Below are 13,310 nucleotides of genomic sequence, written 5' to 3'. Positions count from 1 at the left end.
GAAGGTTCAGGCGATGACCCACACCATCTGGGATGAGGGCGAGGAGCCCGGCGCGCGCGTCGTGGCGCTGGCCGTCGCGCTCGCATTGAGCGTCGCCATCGTGGAGAGCGGCCTCGGCACGCACATCGGCCTGCTCTTCGACCTCTGCTTCATCATGATCTGCGCCGGGGTGGCGATCCTGGTGCACCCGCGCGACTTCTTCGCCGTCGGCGTGCTGCCGCCGCTGCTCATGCTCGGCGTCATCGCGCTGTTCGCGATCGGCAACCGCGACGGCCTCGGCGGCGATGTCGGGGACGGCTTCCTGCAGGCGGTCGTCTCCGCGCTGGGTCGTCACGCGGTCGCGCTCGGGCTCGGCTACGCGGCGACGCTGGCCTGCCTGGTGATCCGGCGCAACCGGCTCAACCACGCCCGGGGCGCGAGCACCCGGCCCGTCAGCCCAGGAAGCGGGACGAGTCGCCCGCGCCCTCCCGCATCACCTCGGGAGCCCCATCCGACCAGTCGATGACCGTGGTCGGCTCGGCCGGCGTGTCACCGGCCTCCACCACGACGTCGACGACGTGGTCGAGCTCCTCCTTGACGTCCCAGCCGCTGGTCCGCGGCTCGGTCTCGCCCGGCATGATCAGCGTCGAGGAGAGGATCGGCTCGCCGAGCTCCTCGAGGATCGCCTGCACCACCACATGATCGGGGATGCGCACGCCGACGGTCTTCTTCTTCGGGTGCAGCAGCCGCCGCGGGACCTCCGGCGTGGCCGGCAGGATGAACGTGAACGGCCCCGGCGTCGCCGACCGGATCGCCCGGAAGGCGCTGTTGTCGACGTGCACCATCGTGCCGAGCTGGGAGAAGTCCTTGCAGACCAGCGTGAAGTGGTGGCGGTCGTCGAGACCGCGGATCGTCAGGATCCGGTCGCGGCCGTCCTTGTTGCCCAGCCGCGAGCCGAGCGCGTAGCCCGAGTCGGTCGGGTAGGCGATCAGCTCGTCGTTGCGCAGCGCGTCGACGATCTGCGCCACCAGGCGCGGCTGCGGGTTGTCCGGGTGGACGTCGAGATAGCGAGCCATCAGCGGCCAGCCTCCTTCAGGGCGCGGCGCAGCTCCACGGGAAGCGCGAAGACGAGGGACTCCTCGGCCGAGGTGACCGTACGGGCATCGGGGTAGCCGCGCTCGGCGAGCCAGCCGAGCACCGCCTGGACCAGCTCCTCCGGGACGCTGGCACCGCTGGTGACCGAGACCGTAGCGACGCCCTCGAGCCAGGCCTCGTCGATCTCGCTGGCGTCGTCGACGCGGTAGGCGGCGCCGGCGCCGGCCTCGAGCGCGACGTCGACCAGGCGCATCGTGTTGGAGGAGTTGCGCGAGCCGACCACGATCACCAGGTCCGAGGGGGCCGAGATCTCCTTGATCGCGAGCTGGCGGTTCTGGGTGGCGTAGCAGATGTCGTCGCTCGGCGGGTCGAGCAGCTCGGGGAAGCGCGCCTTGAGCGCATTGACCGTCTCCATCGTCTCGTCGACCGACAGCGTGGTCTGGGAGAGCCAGACCAGCTTCTTCGGGTCGCGGACGACGACGTTGTCGACGTCGGAGGGGTGCTCGACCAGCTGGATGTGCTCGGGCGCCTCGCCCATCGTGCCCTCGACCTCCTCGTGGCCGGCGTGACCGATGAGCAGGATGTCGAAGTCCTGGTCGGCGAAGCGCTTCGCCTCCAGGTGGACCTTGGTGACCAGCGGGCAGGTCGCGTCGATCGTCTTGAGCCCGCGCACCTGGGCGTCGGCATGGACGGCCGGAGAGACGCCGTGCGCGGAGAAGATCACAGTGGCGCCGGCCGGCACCTCGTCGAGCTCCTCGACGAAGATCGCGCCGCGCGAGCGCAGGTCGCCGACGACGTGCTTGTTGTGCACGATCTCCTTGCGGACGTAGATCGGGGCGCCGTACAGCTCCAGCGCCTGCTCGACGGTGACGACCGCGCGATCGACGCCGGCGCAGTAGCCGCGCGGGGAGGCGAGCAGGACCGCCTTCTCCTCGTCGGAGATCACGCGCGGTGTGCCGAGGTCGATGCTCATGGGCGCAAGTCTACGGAGCAGGCTTCGGACTGTCGGATCGCGACAGTAGGGTCACCCGCATGGCCCTGGAGACCTCCCTCGAGTCACCGGCACCGGTGCGGCAGATCGCCAACGCGATCTCCGGCTGGATCGACCGGCTGGGGGCGGTGTGGGTCGAGGGCCAGATCGCCCAGGTCAACCGCCGCCCGGGGATGCAGACCGTCTTCCTCACCCTGCGCGACACGGTCGCCGACATCTCGATCCCGGCGACGTGCAGCCGCACGATGTTCGACGGCCTCAACCCGCCGCTGGTCGAGGGCGCCAGCGTGGTCGTGCACGGCAAGCCGTCCTACTACGCCAACCGCGGCTCCCTGTCGCTGGCGATCCGGGAGATCCGGATGGTCGGGCTCGGCGAGCTCCTCGCCCGGCTCGAGCGTCGTCGTCAGCTCCTCGCCGCCGAGGGGCTATTCGCGCACGAGCTCAAGCGCCGCCTGCCGTTCCTCCCCCGCACCGTGGGCTTGGTCACCGCGCCCAACTCCGCGGCCGAGCGTGACGTCCTGGAGAACGCGCGGCGCCGCTGGCCGGCGGTGACCTTCGAGGTCGCGTACGCCGCGATGCAGGGTCCGCGCTCCGCCGAGGAGGTGATCGGCGCCCTCCAGCGCCTCGACAAGAACCCCGACGTCGACGTCATCGTGATCGCGCGCGGCGGCGGCTCGGTCGAGGACCTGTTGCCGTTCTCCGACGAGGCGATGATCCGCGCGGTCCACGCCGCGAGCACCCCGGTCGTCTCCGCGATCGGCCACGAGCCCGACTCCCCGCTGCTCGACCTGGTCGCGGACGTACGGGCCTCGACGCCGACCGACGCCGCCAAGCTGGTCGTGCCCGACGTGGCCGAGGAGCTGCGCCTGGTCGAGGTGGCCCGCCACCGGCTCCGCGGCTCGATGACCCTGTGGCTCCAGCGCGAGCAGAACCTCCTCGACTCGCTGCGCTCCCGCCCGGCGCTGGCCGACCCCACCAGCCTGATCGGCGGCCGGCTCGACGAGATCGCCCAGCTGCGTGAGCGCACCCGCCGCAGCCTCGGCCACCGGCTCGACCGGGCGTTCGACGACATCGCGCACCAGCGCGCACGGGCGCGTGCTCTCAGCCCCCTCGAGACGCTGCGCCGCGGATACGCCGTGGTTCAGGACGCCGAGGGGCATGTCCTGGCCGGCGTCGCCGGCACCGCGCCCGGCGCCAAGCTCAACATCCGGCTGGCCGACGGCCGCCTGCACGCCACCACCGACGAGATCGAGGAGATGCCAGGCGATGGCAACGAAGAAGACTGACGCCGCTGCACCCGCCCCGGCGAGCACCCCGGAGACGGCCGAGGAGCCCACGCCCTCGTACGAGGAGGCCCGCGAGGAGCTGATCGAGGTGGTCCGCCGACTCGAGACCGGCGGCACCACGCTCGAGGAGTCGCTGGCGCTGTGGGAGCGCGGCGAGCGCCTCGCCACGATCTGCCAGGACTGGCTCGAGGGCGCCCGCGCGCGACTCGACGCCGCCGCGAGGGCGGCCTCGGATCAGGACTGAGCGGGCGCCGAGCCGGTCGAGGCGCCGGCCAGCTTCTTCGCGGTCAGCGACCGCATGAACGCGGTGAAGTCGGCCTTGTCGGCCGAACCGTAGACGAGCAGCACGTCGTCGCCGACGGTGACCGCGTAGCCGGTGTCGCCGCCGCGGTCGGTGTAGGTCGCCCACGAGTCGCCGAACGCGGTGTCGATCGTCGTCGCGGCGCCCTTCTCGGCGTCCTTGTCGACGTAGGTCGTGATCATCGAGTCCAGCGACGTCGACTCGAGCCGCAGGCCCACGAACGTGTCGTGGTCGGTGACCGCGCCGAGGCTCCAGGACGGCTTGGTGCCGAGTCCGCTCTGCGGGGTGTAGTCCGCACTGGTGGCGGTCCAGCCCTGCGGCAGCGAGGTCGGGTAGATGACGTCGAGCGGCGCGCCGGCGGCCTGCAGGTCGGAAACCGTCGAGCGGTAGTCGACGGCGACCGCATCGCCGCTGGGGTGCTTGTGGAGCCCGTAGTTCAGCGCCCAGAACCCGACCACCGCGACGACCAGCACGATCATCGAGGCGAGGAGACCCCGGAAGGTCCGCGGATAACGACTGGCGCCCTGCTCACTCACGCCCGCCATCGTCTCAGGTGCCCCCAGGCCGGACCGAAACGGCGCCAACCGCACCTGCCCCGCGGAGCGCGGTGCGCACTGCCTACCCTTGGCCTCGTGATCGGGGTCGTGTGTCTGCTGGCGCTGCTGGTGACCGCCCACCGCCACCCCAGCCCCCGCACGGAGGCCCTGGTCTCGGTCGCCGTCGCGGGGCTCGTCCTCGGCACGGGCTACGTCAGCCGCCACGACGCGGCGGACGCGGTCGATCACCTGCTGCCCGTGGTCGGCTTCCTGGTCGCGATCCTGGTCGTCGCGGAGGTCTGCGCGCGAGCCGGCCTCTTCGAGGCCGCCGCCGACCTGGTCCGCGACCACTCCCGCCGCGATCCGCAGCGGCTCTTCCTCGGCGTCTTCCTGCTGGCCGCCGTGGTCACCACCGTGCTCAGCCTCGATGCGACGGTCGTGCTGCTGACCCCGGTCGTGATCGTCGCGGCCCGCGGGTTCGGGGCGTCCGGCTCCCCCGGCGCGTACGCCTGCCTGCGGCTGGCGAACTCCGGCTCGCTCCTGCTGCCGGTCGCCAACCTCACCAACCTGCTGGCGATGCCGTACCTGCACCTGACGTTCGCGGGATTCGCGGCACGGATGGCGCTCCCTCTCGTGGTCGTCCTCGTCGTCGAGTACGTCGGGTTGCGGGTGATCTTCCGCCGGGACCTGCAGCGTGAGGGGACGGGCCCGAACGGCGCGCCGTCCGAGGGGCTCCCCGCGCAGGAAGCGAGGCGGCGAGGAACGAGCCGGCTTGCGCCCGGAGCGTGTCCCCTCGGACGGGGTGCCGGGCGGGACCGTCCCCAGCTGCTGGTCCCGGCGGGAGTCGTCGGCGTGATGCTGGTGGCGTTCGGGGTGCTGAGTCCGCTCGGGGTCGAGCCGTGGGTGCCGGCGGCGGTGGCTGCCGTCGTGCTGCTGGCCTGGGCCAGCCGTGGTCGGCTCCTGACGCCTCGCGAAGCCCTCCACTCCGCGCACCCCTCGTTCGCGCTGTGGGTGCTGGCGCTGGGGGTGACGGTCGCGGGACTGGCCGACGACTTCCTCGGGGACCTGGTCGAGCGCGTCCTCCCGGACGGCACCGGCTTCGGTGCTCTCCTGCTGATCGCGGTGATCGCCACCGTGGCCGCGGCGCTGCTGGCCAACCTCTCCGCGACCCTGCTGATCGTGCCGGCGCTGGTGCCGCTGGGCGACACCGCGATCCTCGCGGCGCTGCTCGGGCTGACGATCGGCGCGGGCCTGACCTGGACCGGCAGTCTGGCCAACCTGCTCTGGCGGCGCACCCTCGCGCGTGGCGGGATCACACCGAGCAACGGCCGCTTCCACCTGGTCTCGCTGACGCTGACCCCGCTGGCGTTGCTCGCCGCGGTCGCCGCGCTGGCGGTGACCAGCTGATCGTGTAACGCCCGGAAAAATTGCGGGATAAGTCTCCGTCTCTGGATCGTTCAAGCGAAGAATCACCCCTTCACCTGCGGTTACAGTCGGCCCCATGACCGACTCCCAGCGCCCTGACTCCCTGGATGCCGCGCCCCAGGCACCGGACCGCAACCTGGCACTCGAGCTGGTGCGCGTCACCGAGGCGGCCGCCATGGCGGCCGCCCGTTGGGTCGGTCGCGGCGACAAGAACGGCGCCGACGGGGTCGCGGTCAACGCCATGCGCGTGCTGATCTCGACGGTCTCGATGGACGGCACCGTCGTCATCGGCGAGGGCGAGAAGGACAACGCCCCGATGCTCTACAACGGCGAGCGGGTCGGCGATGGCACCGGGCCCGAGGTCGACGTCGCGGTCGACCCGATCGACGGCACCACGCTGACCGCCAAGGGGATGGGCAACGCCGTCTCGGTGATGGCGGTGGCGCCCCGCGGCACGATGTACGACCCCTCGGCCGTCTTCTACATGGAGAAGCTGGTGACCGGCCCGGAGGCCGCCGACGTCGTCGACATCCGCGTCCCGGTCTCGGAGAACATCTTCCAGGTCGCCAAGGCGAAGGGCTCCAAGCCGTCCGATGTCACCGTGATCGTGCTGGACCGCCCGCGCCACGCGGACCTCGTCGAGGAGATCCGCAGGACCGGCGCCCGGATCAAGTTCATCACCGACGGCGACGTCGCCGGCGCCATCTCGGCCGCCCGCACCACCGACTCGGGCGCCGACCTGCTCCTCGGCATCGGCGGTACGCCGGAGGGCATCGTGGCGGCCTGCGCGATGAAGGCGATGGGCGGCACCATCCAGGGGCGGCTGTGGCCCAAGGACGACGACGAGCGGCAGAAGGCGCTCGACGCCGGCCACAACCTCGACCCCGACTTCGTGCTGCACACCAGCGACCTGGTCACCGCCGACGACTGCTTCTTCGTCGCCACCGGCATCACCGACGGCGACCTGATGCACGGCGTGCGCTACCTCCCGCGCGGCAGCGTCGTCACCGACTCCCTGGTGATGCGCTCGCGCTCGGGCACGATCCGCAAGATCACCTCCGAGCACCAGCTCTCGAAGCTGCAGGCCTACTCCGCGATCAACTTCGACGACTGAGCCGATGAGCGCCTCCGAGGAGCGGGTCGTCACGCTGCCCAGCGGCGTCGACCTCTGCTACCAGACGTTCGGCGACCCCGCCGACGAGCCGCTGCTGCTGGTGATGGGCCTGGCCTGCTCGATGGTCTGGTGGCCCGACGAGCTCTGCGAGGAGCTGGCCGCGACCGGCTTCCACGTGATCCGCTTCGACAACCGCGACGTCGGCCGCTCCAGCCGGATGACCGGCCGCGTCACCGTGTCGATGATGGTCCGGGCCTTCGCCGGCGTCCCCACCAGGGCCGCGTACTCCATCTCCGACCTGGCCGCCGACGCGATCGGCCTCCTCGACGCCCTCGGCATCGAGCGGGCACACGTCTGCGGCGTCTCGATGGGCGGCATGATCGCCCAGACGATCGCCGTCGAGCACCCCGAGCGGCTCTCCTCGCTGGTCTCGGTGATGTCGACGACCGGCAGCCGGCGGGTCGGCTGGCAGCACCCGATCGTCCTGCCCGGCATGCTCCGCTCCGCCCCGGGCCGGGAGGCGTACCTCGACCGGATGGTCGCCTTCTGGCGACTGGTCGGATCGCCGGCCTATCCCACCACGGCCGAGGAGACCCGCACCCTGGCCGAGGCGTCCTGGGAGCACGGCGTCTCCAGCGCCGGCGCCGGGCGCCAGACGATGGCGGTCCTCACCCAGCGCGACCGGACCCGGGCGCTGCGCTCGGTGACGGCGCCGACCGCCGTGATCCACGGGCTCGCCGACCGGATGGTGCACGCGTCGGGAGGCCGGGCCACCGCGAAGGCCGTGCCCGGCGCCCGGCTGCGCCTCATCGAGGGCATGGGCCACGACCTGCCCCGGCCGCTGTGGCCGGTCTTCGTCGAGGTGATCCGCGAGACCGCCGACCGGGCCGGCATCACGGCCTGAGCGAGGCGTGGGACGCCGAACGGCGCCGCCCTCCCGGAGGAGGACGGCGCCGTTCGTAAGCGCTGCGTCAGATCACGCCGTGCTCGATCACTCGGAGAGGCGCAGGCCGCTCTCGGTGTCGAAGACGTGGACGTCGGCCGGGTCGGTGGTGACGTAGATCGTGTCGCCCTTGTTGACCTTGTCGGTGCGGCTGACGCGGACGATGACCGAGGACGGGGTGCCCTCGACGTCGCAGGAGCCGTAGACGAACGAGTCGGAGCCGAGCTCCTCGACGACGGTGACCTTGACCGGCAGGCCCTCACCGGCGCCGACGAGGCGCCAGGCCTCCGGGCGGACGCCGACGGTGATGTTGCCCTGCATCTTCTTCGAGGCGGCCGGGTCGACGGGCACGTTGTACGAGCCGATCTTCGCGGTGCCGTTGTCGGCCTTGGCCTCGATGAGGTTCATCTGCGGGGAGCCGATGAAGCCGGCGACGAAGAGGTTGACCGGGCGGCTGTAGAGGTTCAGCGGGGTGTCGACCTGCTGGAGCTCGCCCTTGTTCATGACGGCGACGCGGTCGCCCATCGTCATGGCCTCGACCTGGTCGTGGGTGACGTAGACGGTGGTGACGCCGAGGTCGGCCTGCAGCTTGGCGATGTCCGTACGGGTCTGGACACGCATCTTGGCGTCGAGGTTCGACAGCGGCTCGTCCATGCAGAAGACCTGCGGCTGGCGGACGATGGCGCGACCCATGGCGACACGCTGGCGCTGACCGCCGGAGAGCGCCTTCGGCTTGCGGTCGAGGTACTCGGCCAGGCCGAGGATGCGGGCCGCCTCGTCGACGCGGCGCTTCTGCTCGGCCTTGTCGACCTTGGCCATCTTCAGCGAGAACGCCATGTTCTCGGCGACGGTCATGTGCGGGTAGAGCGCGTAGTTCTGGAACACCATCGCGATGTCGCGGTCCTTCGGCGGCATCGAGGTGACGTCGCGGTCGCCGATCAGGATCTCGCCGTTGGTCACCTCCTCCAGACCCGCGAGCATGCGCAGGGTGGTGGACTTGCCGCAGCCCGAGGGGCCGACGAGGACCATGAACTCGCCGTCCTTGATCTCCAGGTCAATTCCGGGCACCGCCGGGACGTCCGTCCCCGGGTACCAGCGCTGGGCCTTCTTGAAGGTCACAGATGCCATGTTGAGTTACTCCTTCACCGGCAGGTACGTGCCGGACGATCCTTAGTGAAGTGGCGCCACTGCTGTGGCGCCGATCACTGTACGTCATGCCCCCCGAGGCATGAGGCATGCCCCCAGGGGGAACTGCTTGCGTGACGCAGGTCACTGTGCCGATTTTTCGGGAAGGGGCAGAGCGCGCATGACGCGATCGCGACGAAGGAGAGGGCTCGCCGTCGCGGCGGCCGGCGCCCTGGCGGCGACGACGTTGACGGCGTGTGGGGCGGCGAGCGGCAGCAAGCCCGAGCTGATCTGGTACACGAACCCGGACAGCGGCGGCCAGGCCAAGGTCGCGGCCAACTGCAGCACGGACAAGTACACGATCACCACGCAGGTCCTGCCGCAGGACGCCAACGAGCAGAGGATCCAGCTGGCCAGACGACTGGCCGCCCACGACTCCGGCATCGACATCATGAGCATCGACCCGCCGTTCACGGCCGAGTTCGCCAATGCCGGCTTCCTGGCGCCGATCCCGCAGGCGCTGCAGGACAGCCTCACGCAGCAGTCCTTCAAGGGCGCGACCGCGGCGGCCACCTGGAACGGCAAGATGGTGGTCGCGCCGTTCTGGTCCAACACCCAGGTGCTCTGGTACCGGAAGTCCTTCGTCCAGAAGGCCGGCATCGACATGAGCCAGCCCGTCACGTGGGACCAGATCATCAAGGCCGCCGCCGACAACGGTGGCAAGGTCGCGGTCCAGGCCAACAAGTACGAGGGCTATGTCGTCTGGATCAACGCCCTGATCTCCGGCGCCGGGGGCCAGCTGGCGACCGACACCGACAAGGGCCTCGACATGAAGCTCGAGATCGACTCGCCGGCCGGCAAGCAGGCCGCCGCGGTGATCCAGGAGCTCGCCCACTCCTCCGCAGCGCCGGCGGACCTGTCGGTGGCCCAGGAGGGCCAGGCCGGCAGCACGTTCGGCGGGAGCCAGGGCGCGTTCATGGTCAACTGGACCTACATCTACAACAGCTACGAGGCGACCGATAAGGGCTTCAACAAGGACATCGGGTACACCCGCTACCCCGAGACGGTCGCGGGTCAGCCGTCGCGGCCACCGTACGGCGGCATCGGCCTCGGTGTGAGCGCCTACTCCAAGCACGTCGACGATGCGATGCAGGCCATCAAGTGCATCACCAGCCCGGAGAACCAAGAGGTCAACGCCGAGATCACCGGCAACATGCCGGCCAGCCAGGCGGGCTACGCCGCCAACGACAACGCGCTGCAGAAGACCTATCCGGCCGACCTGCTCCAGCTGTTCCAGGACAGCCTCAACGAGGCCGCGCCCCGCACGGTGACGCCGTACTGGAGCGACATCTCCGGCGGGCTGCAGTCGACCTGGCACCCGCCGTCAGGCGTCAGCTCCTCGACGCCCGCGACGTCGCAGACGTTCATCGACAACGTCCTCCACGGAAGGAGCCTGCTGTGACCACCACCGCCACGGCGGCCGCCACCGCCCCGCCAGGCAAGCGGGCGGTGACGAGCGACCGCTCGCGGGCCGAGAACCGGCTCGGCCAGAGGCTGGTGCTGCCGGCCGTCATCGTGATGCTGCTCGTCACCGCGTGGCCGATGATCCAGGCGCTTTACCTCTCGCTGTTCCGCTACCGGCTGACCACGCCCGACGACAAGTCGTTCGTGGGGCTGTCCAACTACGGCACCGTCCTCACCGACTCGCTCTTCTGGAAGGACACCGTCAACACCGTGGTGATCATGGTGGTGACCGTGGCGGTCGAGCTCGTGATCGGCTTCGCGTTCGCGATGGTGATGCACCGGATCGTCTTCGCGAGGGGCGCGATCCGCACCTCGATCCTGATCCCGTACGGCATCATCACGGTCGTCTCGGCCTACGCGTGGCAGTTCGCGTTCAGCCTCAACAACGGCTGGGTCAACAGCTGGTTCGCCTGGCTGCCCTGGATCACCGCCGACACCAACTGGTTCGGCAGTCACTGGCCGGCGATGTTCGCGATCATGGTCTCCGAGATCTGGAAGACCACGCCGTTCATGGCGCTGCTGCTGCTGGCCGGCCTCTCGCAGGTCTCGGAGGACATGCTCGAGGCCGCGCAGGTCGACGGCGCCACGTGGTGGCAGCGGCTGTGGAAGGTGATCATCCCGAACATGCGCGCGGCCATCATGGTCGCGGTGCTCTTCCGGGCACTCGACGCGTTCCGCATCTTCGACAACATCTACGTGATGACGCGAGGCGCGCAGGACACCGAGTCCTCGTCCTTCCTCACCTATCGCCAGGTGATCCAGCAGTTCCAGCTCGGCCTGGGCTCGGCTTTGTCGGTGCTCCTCTTCCTCACGGTCCTGCTCCTGGCCTGGCTGATCGTGAAGCTGTTCCGGGTCGACCTGGCCCAGGCCCGAGGGGAGGCGTGATGAGCGCGCGACGCAACAAGGTCGGCACCGTCGTCGGCTTCGTCGTCATCCTGGTCTGGTGCCTCCTCCCGGTGGCCTGGATCCTCTCCCTGTCCTTCAAGGGCCCCGGCGAGACCGCCGCGGGCAGCGCGCAGTTCCTCCCCAAGCACTGGACCATCCAGAACTACCGCGACGTCCTCGGCTTCGGCAGCGTCACCTCCGGCCAGGAGAGCACCCACACCGACTTCCTCAGCGCGCTGCGCAACTCGTTCGGGATCGCGGCGATCGCCACGGTGCTGTCGGTCATCTTCGCGACCTTGGCGGCCTACGCCATCGCCCGGCTGGAGTTCAAGGGCAAGCGGCTGGTGCTCTCGCTGGCGCTGGCGATCGCGATGTTCCCGGTGGTCGCGCTGGTCGGGCCACTGTTCGACCTGTGGCGGACGCTGCACCTGTTCAACACCTGGCCCGGTCTGATCATCCCGTACATGACCTTCACCCTGCCGCTCGCGATCTGGACGCTGTCGGCGTTCTTCCGCGAGATCCCGTGGGAGATGGAGCAGGCCGCCCAGGTCGACGGCGCCACCCCGTGGCAGGCGTTCCGCAAGGTGATCGTGCCGCTCGCCGCGCCCGGCGTGTTCACCGCGGCGATCCTGACGTTCTTCTTCGCCTGGAACGAGTTCGTCCTGGCGATCTCGTTGACCTCCACGACAGCGACCCGCACCGTGCCCGCGCAGCTGTCCTTCTTCGTCGGGCCGGATCCGTTCAACCCGCCGTACGGGCTGCTGGCCACCGCCTCCGTGGTGGTCACGGTCCCGATCATCATCATCGTCCTGCTGTTCCAGCGAAAGATCGTCGCCGGCCTCACGTCCGGCGCGGTGAAGGGGTGACCCGATGGCTTCCATCACCATGAACCACATCGTCAAGACGTACGGCGATGGCTTCCCGGCGGTCAACGACGTCAGCATCGACGTCGCCGACGGGGAGTTCATGATCCTCGTCGGGCCCTCCGGCTGCGGGAAGTCGACCCTGCTGCGGATGATCGTCGGGCTGGAGGACATCACCTCCGGCGACATGCTCATCGGCGACAAGAGGGTCAACGACCTGGCGCCGCGCGACCGCAACCTGGCGATGGTCTTCCAGAACTACGCGCTCTACCCGCACCTGACCGTCTACGAGAACATCGCCTTCCCGCTCCGGCTGGCCGGCGCCTCGGACAAGGAGGTGGAGGAGAAGGTGAAGGCCGCCGCCGAGACCCTCGAGCTCAACGAGCACCTCGACCGCAAGCCGGCCAACCTGTCCGGCGGCCAGCGTCAGCGGGTGGCGATGGGCCGCGCGATCGTCCGCAACGCCGACGCCTTCCTCTTCGACGAGCCGCTGTCCAACCTCGACGCCAAGCTGCGCGGGCAGATGCGCACCGAGATCTCCCGGCTGCAGAAGCGGATGGGCATCACCACCGTCTACGTCACCCACGACCAGATCGAGGCGATGACGCTCGGCCACCGTGTCGCGGTGCTCAAGCGGGGACTGCTGCAGCAGCTGGCCACCCCGCGGGAGCTCTACGACAACCCCGCCAACCTGTTCGTCGCCGGCTTCATCGGCTCCCCGCCGATGAACTTCATGCCGGCCACGGTCGAGGGCACCACCTTGAAGCTCCCCTTCGGCGAGGTGCAGATCCCGGAGGAGAAGGCGCGCGCCGTCGCGGGCAAGGGTCTACTGATCGCCGGCATCCGGCCGGAGAGCTTCGCCGAGGCCTCGGCACCCCACGCCCGCGACGCCTCGGCCGACAACACCTTCGAGGCGACCGTGGACGTGGTCGAGTGGCTGGGCAACGAGACCTACGCCTACATCCCGTTCGAGGCTCCCCCGGAGGTGCAGAGCCAGCTCACCCAGCTCGAGCAGGAGCTCGACGGCGAGGTGGTGAGGACGCAGCTCGTCATCACCCTCGACGGCTCCAGCCGGGTGCAGGCCGGCGACCCGGTGAAGATCTGGATGGACGCGGCGAAGGTGCACCTGTTCGATCCGTCGAGCACCGACAACCTGACCGTCGACCTGTCGAACGCCGGGAGGATCCCGGCCAAGGAGGCCGTCGGCGCCGTGGAGGCCTGATCCGATCGCCGGTTCGCGGGC

The 13,310-nt window shown here is 70.0% G+C and carries 14 protein-coding genes; 10 read left to right on the top strand and 4 right to left on the bottom strand.

Translation table 11 applies throughout. The features are described from left to right. Positions 1–13 precede the first annotated feature (13 nt). Positions 14–505, top strand: coding sequence for a DUF6542 domain-containing protein (locus ACZ5L9_RS10935; protein ID WP_464527555.1), 492 nt, complete (start codon positions 14–16; stop codon positions 503–505). Here the strand turns inward: ACZ5L9_RS10935 and ACZ5L9_RS10930 are convergent. After that, positions 432–1,055 (bottom strand): L-threonylcarbamoyladenylate synthase, encoded by a 624-nt coding sequence (locus ACZ5L9_RS10930; protein WP_464527553.1) that lies wholly within the window; start codon positions 1,053–1,055, stop codon positions 432–434. The two genes, ACZ5L9_RS10935 and ACZ5L9_RS10930, sit on opposite strands and share 74 nt — an antisense overlap. After that, positions 1,055–2,047: a 4-hydroxy-3-methylbut-2-enyl diphosphate reductase gene (locus ACZ5L9_RS10925; RefSeq protein WP_464527551.1), complete on the bottom strand. Its 993-nt coding sequence runs from the start codon at positions 2,045–2,047 to the stop codon at positions 1,055–1,057. The genes ACZ5L9_RS10930 and ACZ5L9_RS10925 overlap by 1 nt, the downstream gene beginning before the upstream one ends. A 59-nt stretch (positions 2,048–2,106) precedes the next feature. On the opposite strand from ACZ5L9_RS10925, the gene xseA reads away from it, so the two are divergent. Beyond that, entirely contained in the window at positions 2,107–3,351 is a 1,245-nt protein-coding gene (gene xseA, locus ACZ5L9_RS10920; protein ID WP_464527549.1) for an exodeoxyribonuclease VII large subunit, read from the top strand. After that, entirely contained in the window at positions 3,332–3,595 is a 264-nt protein-coding gene (locus ACZ5L9_RS10915) for an exodeoxyribonuclease VII small subunit (protein ID WP_464527547.1), read from the top strand. Before xseA ends, ACZ5L9_RS10915 begins: the two co-directional genes overlap by 20 nt. On the opposite strand, the gene ACZ5L9_RS10910 is transcribed toward ACZ5L9_RS10915, so the two are convergent. After that, positions 3,586–4,188 carry a DUF4245 family protein gene (locus ACZ5L9_RS10910; protein ID WP_464527545.1) on the bottom strand — a complete coding sequence of 201 codons (603 nt, stop codon included), beginning with the start codon at positions 4,186–4,188 and terminating at the stop codon, positions 3,586–3,588. The genes ACZ5L9_RS10915 and ACZ5L9_RS10910 overlap by 10 nt on opposite strands. Positions 4,189–4,284: 96 nt before the next feature. Between ACZ5L9_RS10910 and ACZ5L9_RS10905 the strand changes: the two genes are divergently transcribed. The 3 genes from ACZ5L9_RS10905 (at position 4,285) to ACZ5L9_RS10895 (ending at position 7,631) form a co-directional block, all read left to right on the top strand. Continuing rightward, positions 4,285–5,595, top strand: a complete 1,311-nt coding sequence (locus ACZ5L9_RS10905) for an SLC13 family permease (protein ID WP_464527543.1) — start codon at positions 4,285–4,287, stop codon at positions 5,593–5,595. Positions 5,596–5,689: 94 nt separating this feature from the next. Next, on the top strand, positions 5,690–6,727 hold the full coding sequence (gene glpX / locus ACZ5L9_RS10900) for a class II fructose-bisphosphatase (RefSeq protein WP_464527541.1): 1,038 nt from the start codon (positions 5,690–5,692) through the stop codon (positions 6,725–6,727). Positions 6,728–6,731: 4 nt separating this feature from the next. Further along, complete coding sequence (locus ACZ5L9_RS10895; RefSeq protein ID WP_464527540.1) at positions 6,732–7,631, top strand: alpha/beta fold hydrolase; 900 nt, start codon at positions 6,732–6,734, stop codon at positions 7,629–7,631. An 87-nt stretch (positions 7,632–7,718) separates the two neighbouring features. Here the strand turns inward: ACZ5L9_RS10895 and ACZ5L9_RS10890 are convergent, their stop codons facing one another. Further along, entirely contained in the window at positions 7,719–8,798 is a 1,080-nt protein-coding gene (locus ACZ5L9_RS10890; protein WP_464527538.1) for an ABC transporter ATP-binding protein, read from the bottom strand. Positions 8,799–8,976: 178 nt separating this feature from the next. On the opposite strand from ACZ5L9_RS10890, the gene ACZ5L9_RS10885 reads away from it, so the two are divergent. From ACZ5L9_RS10885 to ACZ5L9_RS10870, 4 genes are read left to right on the top strand one after another with little or no spacing between them, the layout of a single operon-like run. Beyond that, positions 8,977–10,257, top strand: a complete 1,281-nt coding sequence (locus ACZ5L9_RS10885; RefSeq protein ID WP_464527536.1) for an extracellular solute-binding protein — start codon at positions 8,977–8,979, stop codon at positions 10,255–10,257. Further along, positions 10,254–11,204, top strand: a complete 951-nt coding sequence (locus tag ACZ5L9_RS10880) for a carbohydrate ABC transporter permease (protein ID WP_464527533.1) — start codon at positions 10,254–10,256, stop codon at positions 11,202–11,204. Before ACZ5L9_RS10885 ends, ACZ5L9_RS10880 begins: the two co-directional genes overlap by 4 nt. Continuing rightward, the gene (locus tag ACZ5L9_RS10875; protein WP_464527531.1) at positions 11,204–12,070 is read left to right on the top strand and encodes a carbohydrate ABC transporter permease; all 867 of its coding nucleotides are present in this window, start codon (positions 11,204–11,206) and stop codon (positions 12,068–12,070) included. The genes ACZ5L9_RS10880 and ACZ5L9_RS10875 overlap by 1 nt, the downstream gene beginning before the upstream one ends. A gap of 4 nt (positions 12,071–12,074) precedes the next feature. Beyond that, positions 12,075–13,289 carry an ABC transporter ATP-binding protein gene (locus ACZ5L9_RS10870; RefSeq protein WP_464527529.1) on the top strand — a complete coding sequence of 405 codons (1,215 nt, stop codon included), beginning with the start codon at positions 12,075–12,077 and terminating at the stop codon, positions 13,287–13,289. Positions 13,290–13,310: the final 21 nt, after the last annotated feature.

It is taken from the genome of Nocardioides sp. JCM 18998, assembly GCF_055391535.1.
Note: the sequence above shows the minus strand (reverse complement) of the source record. Positions and strands in the feature narration are given on the sequence as shown.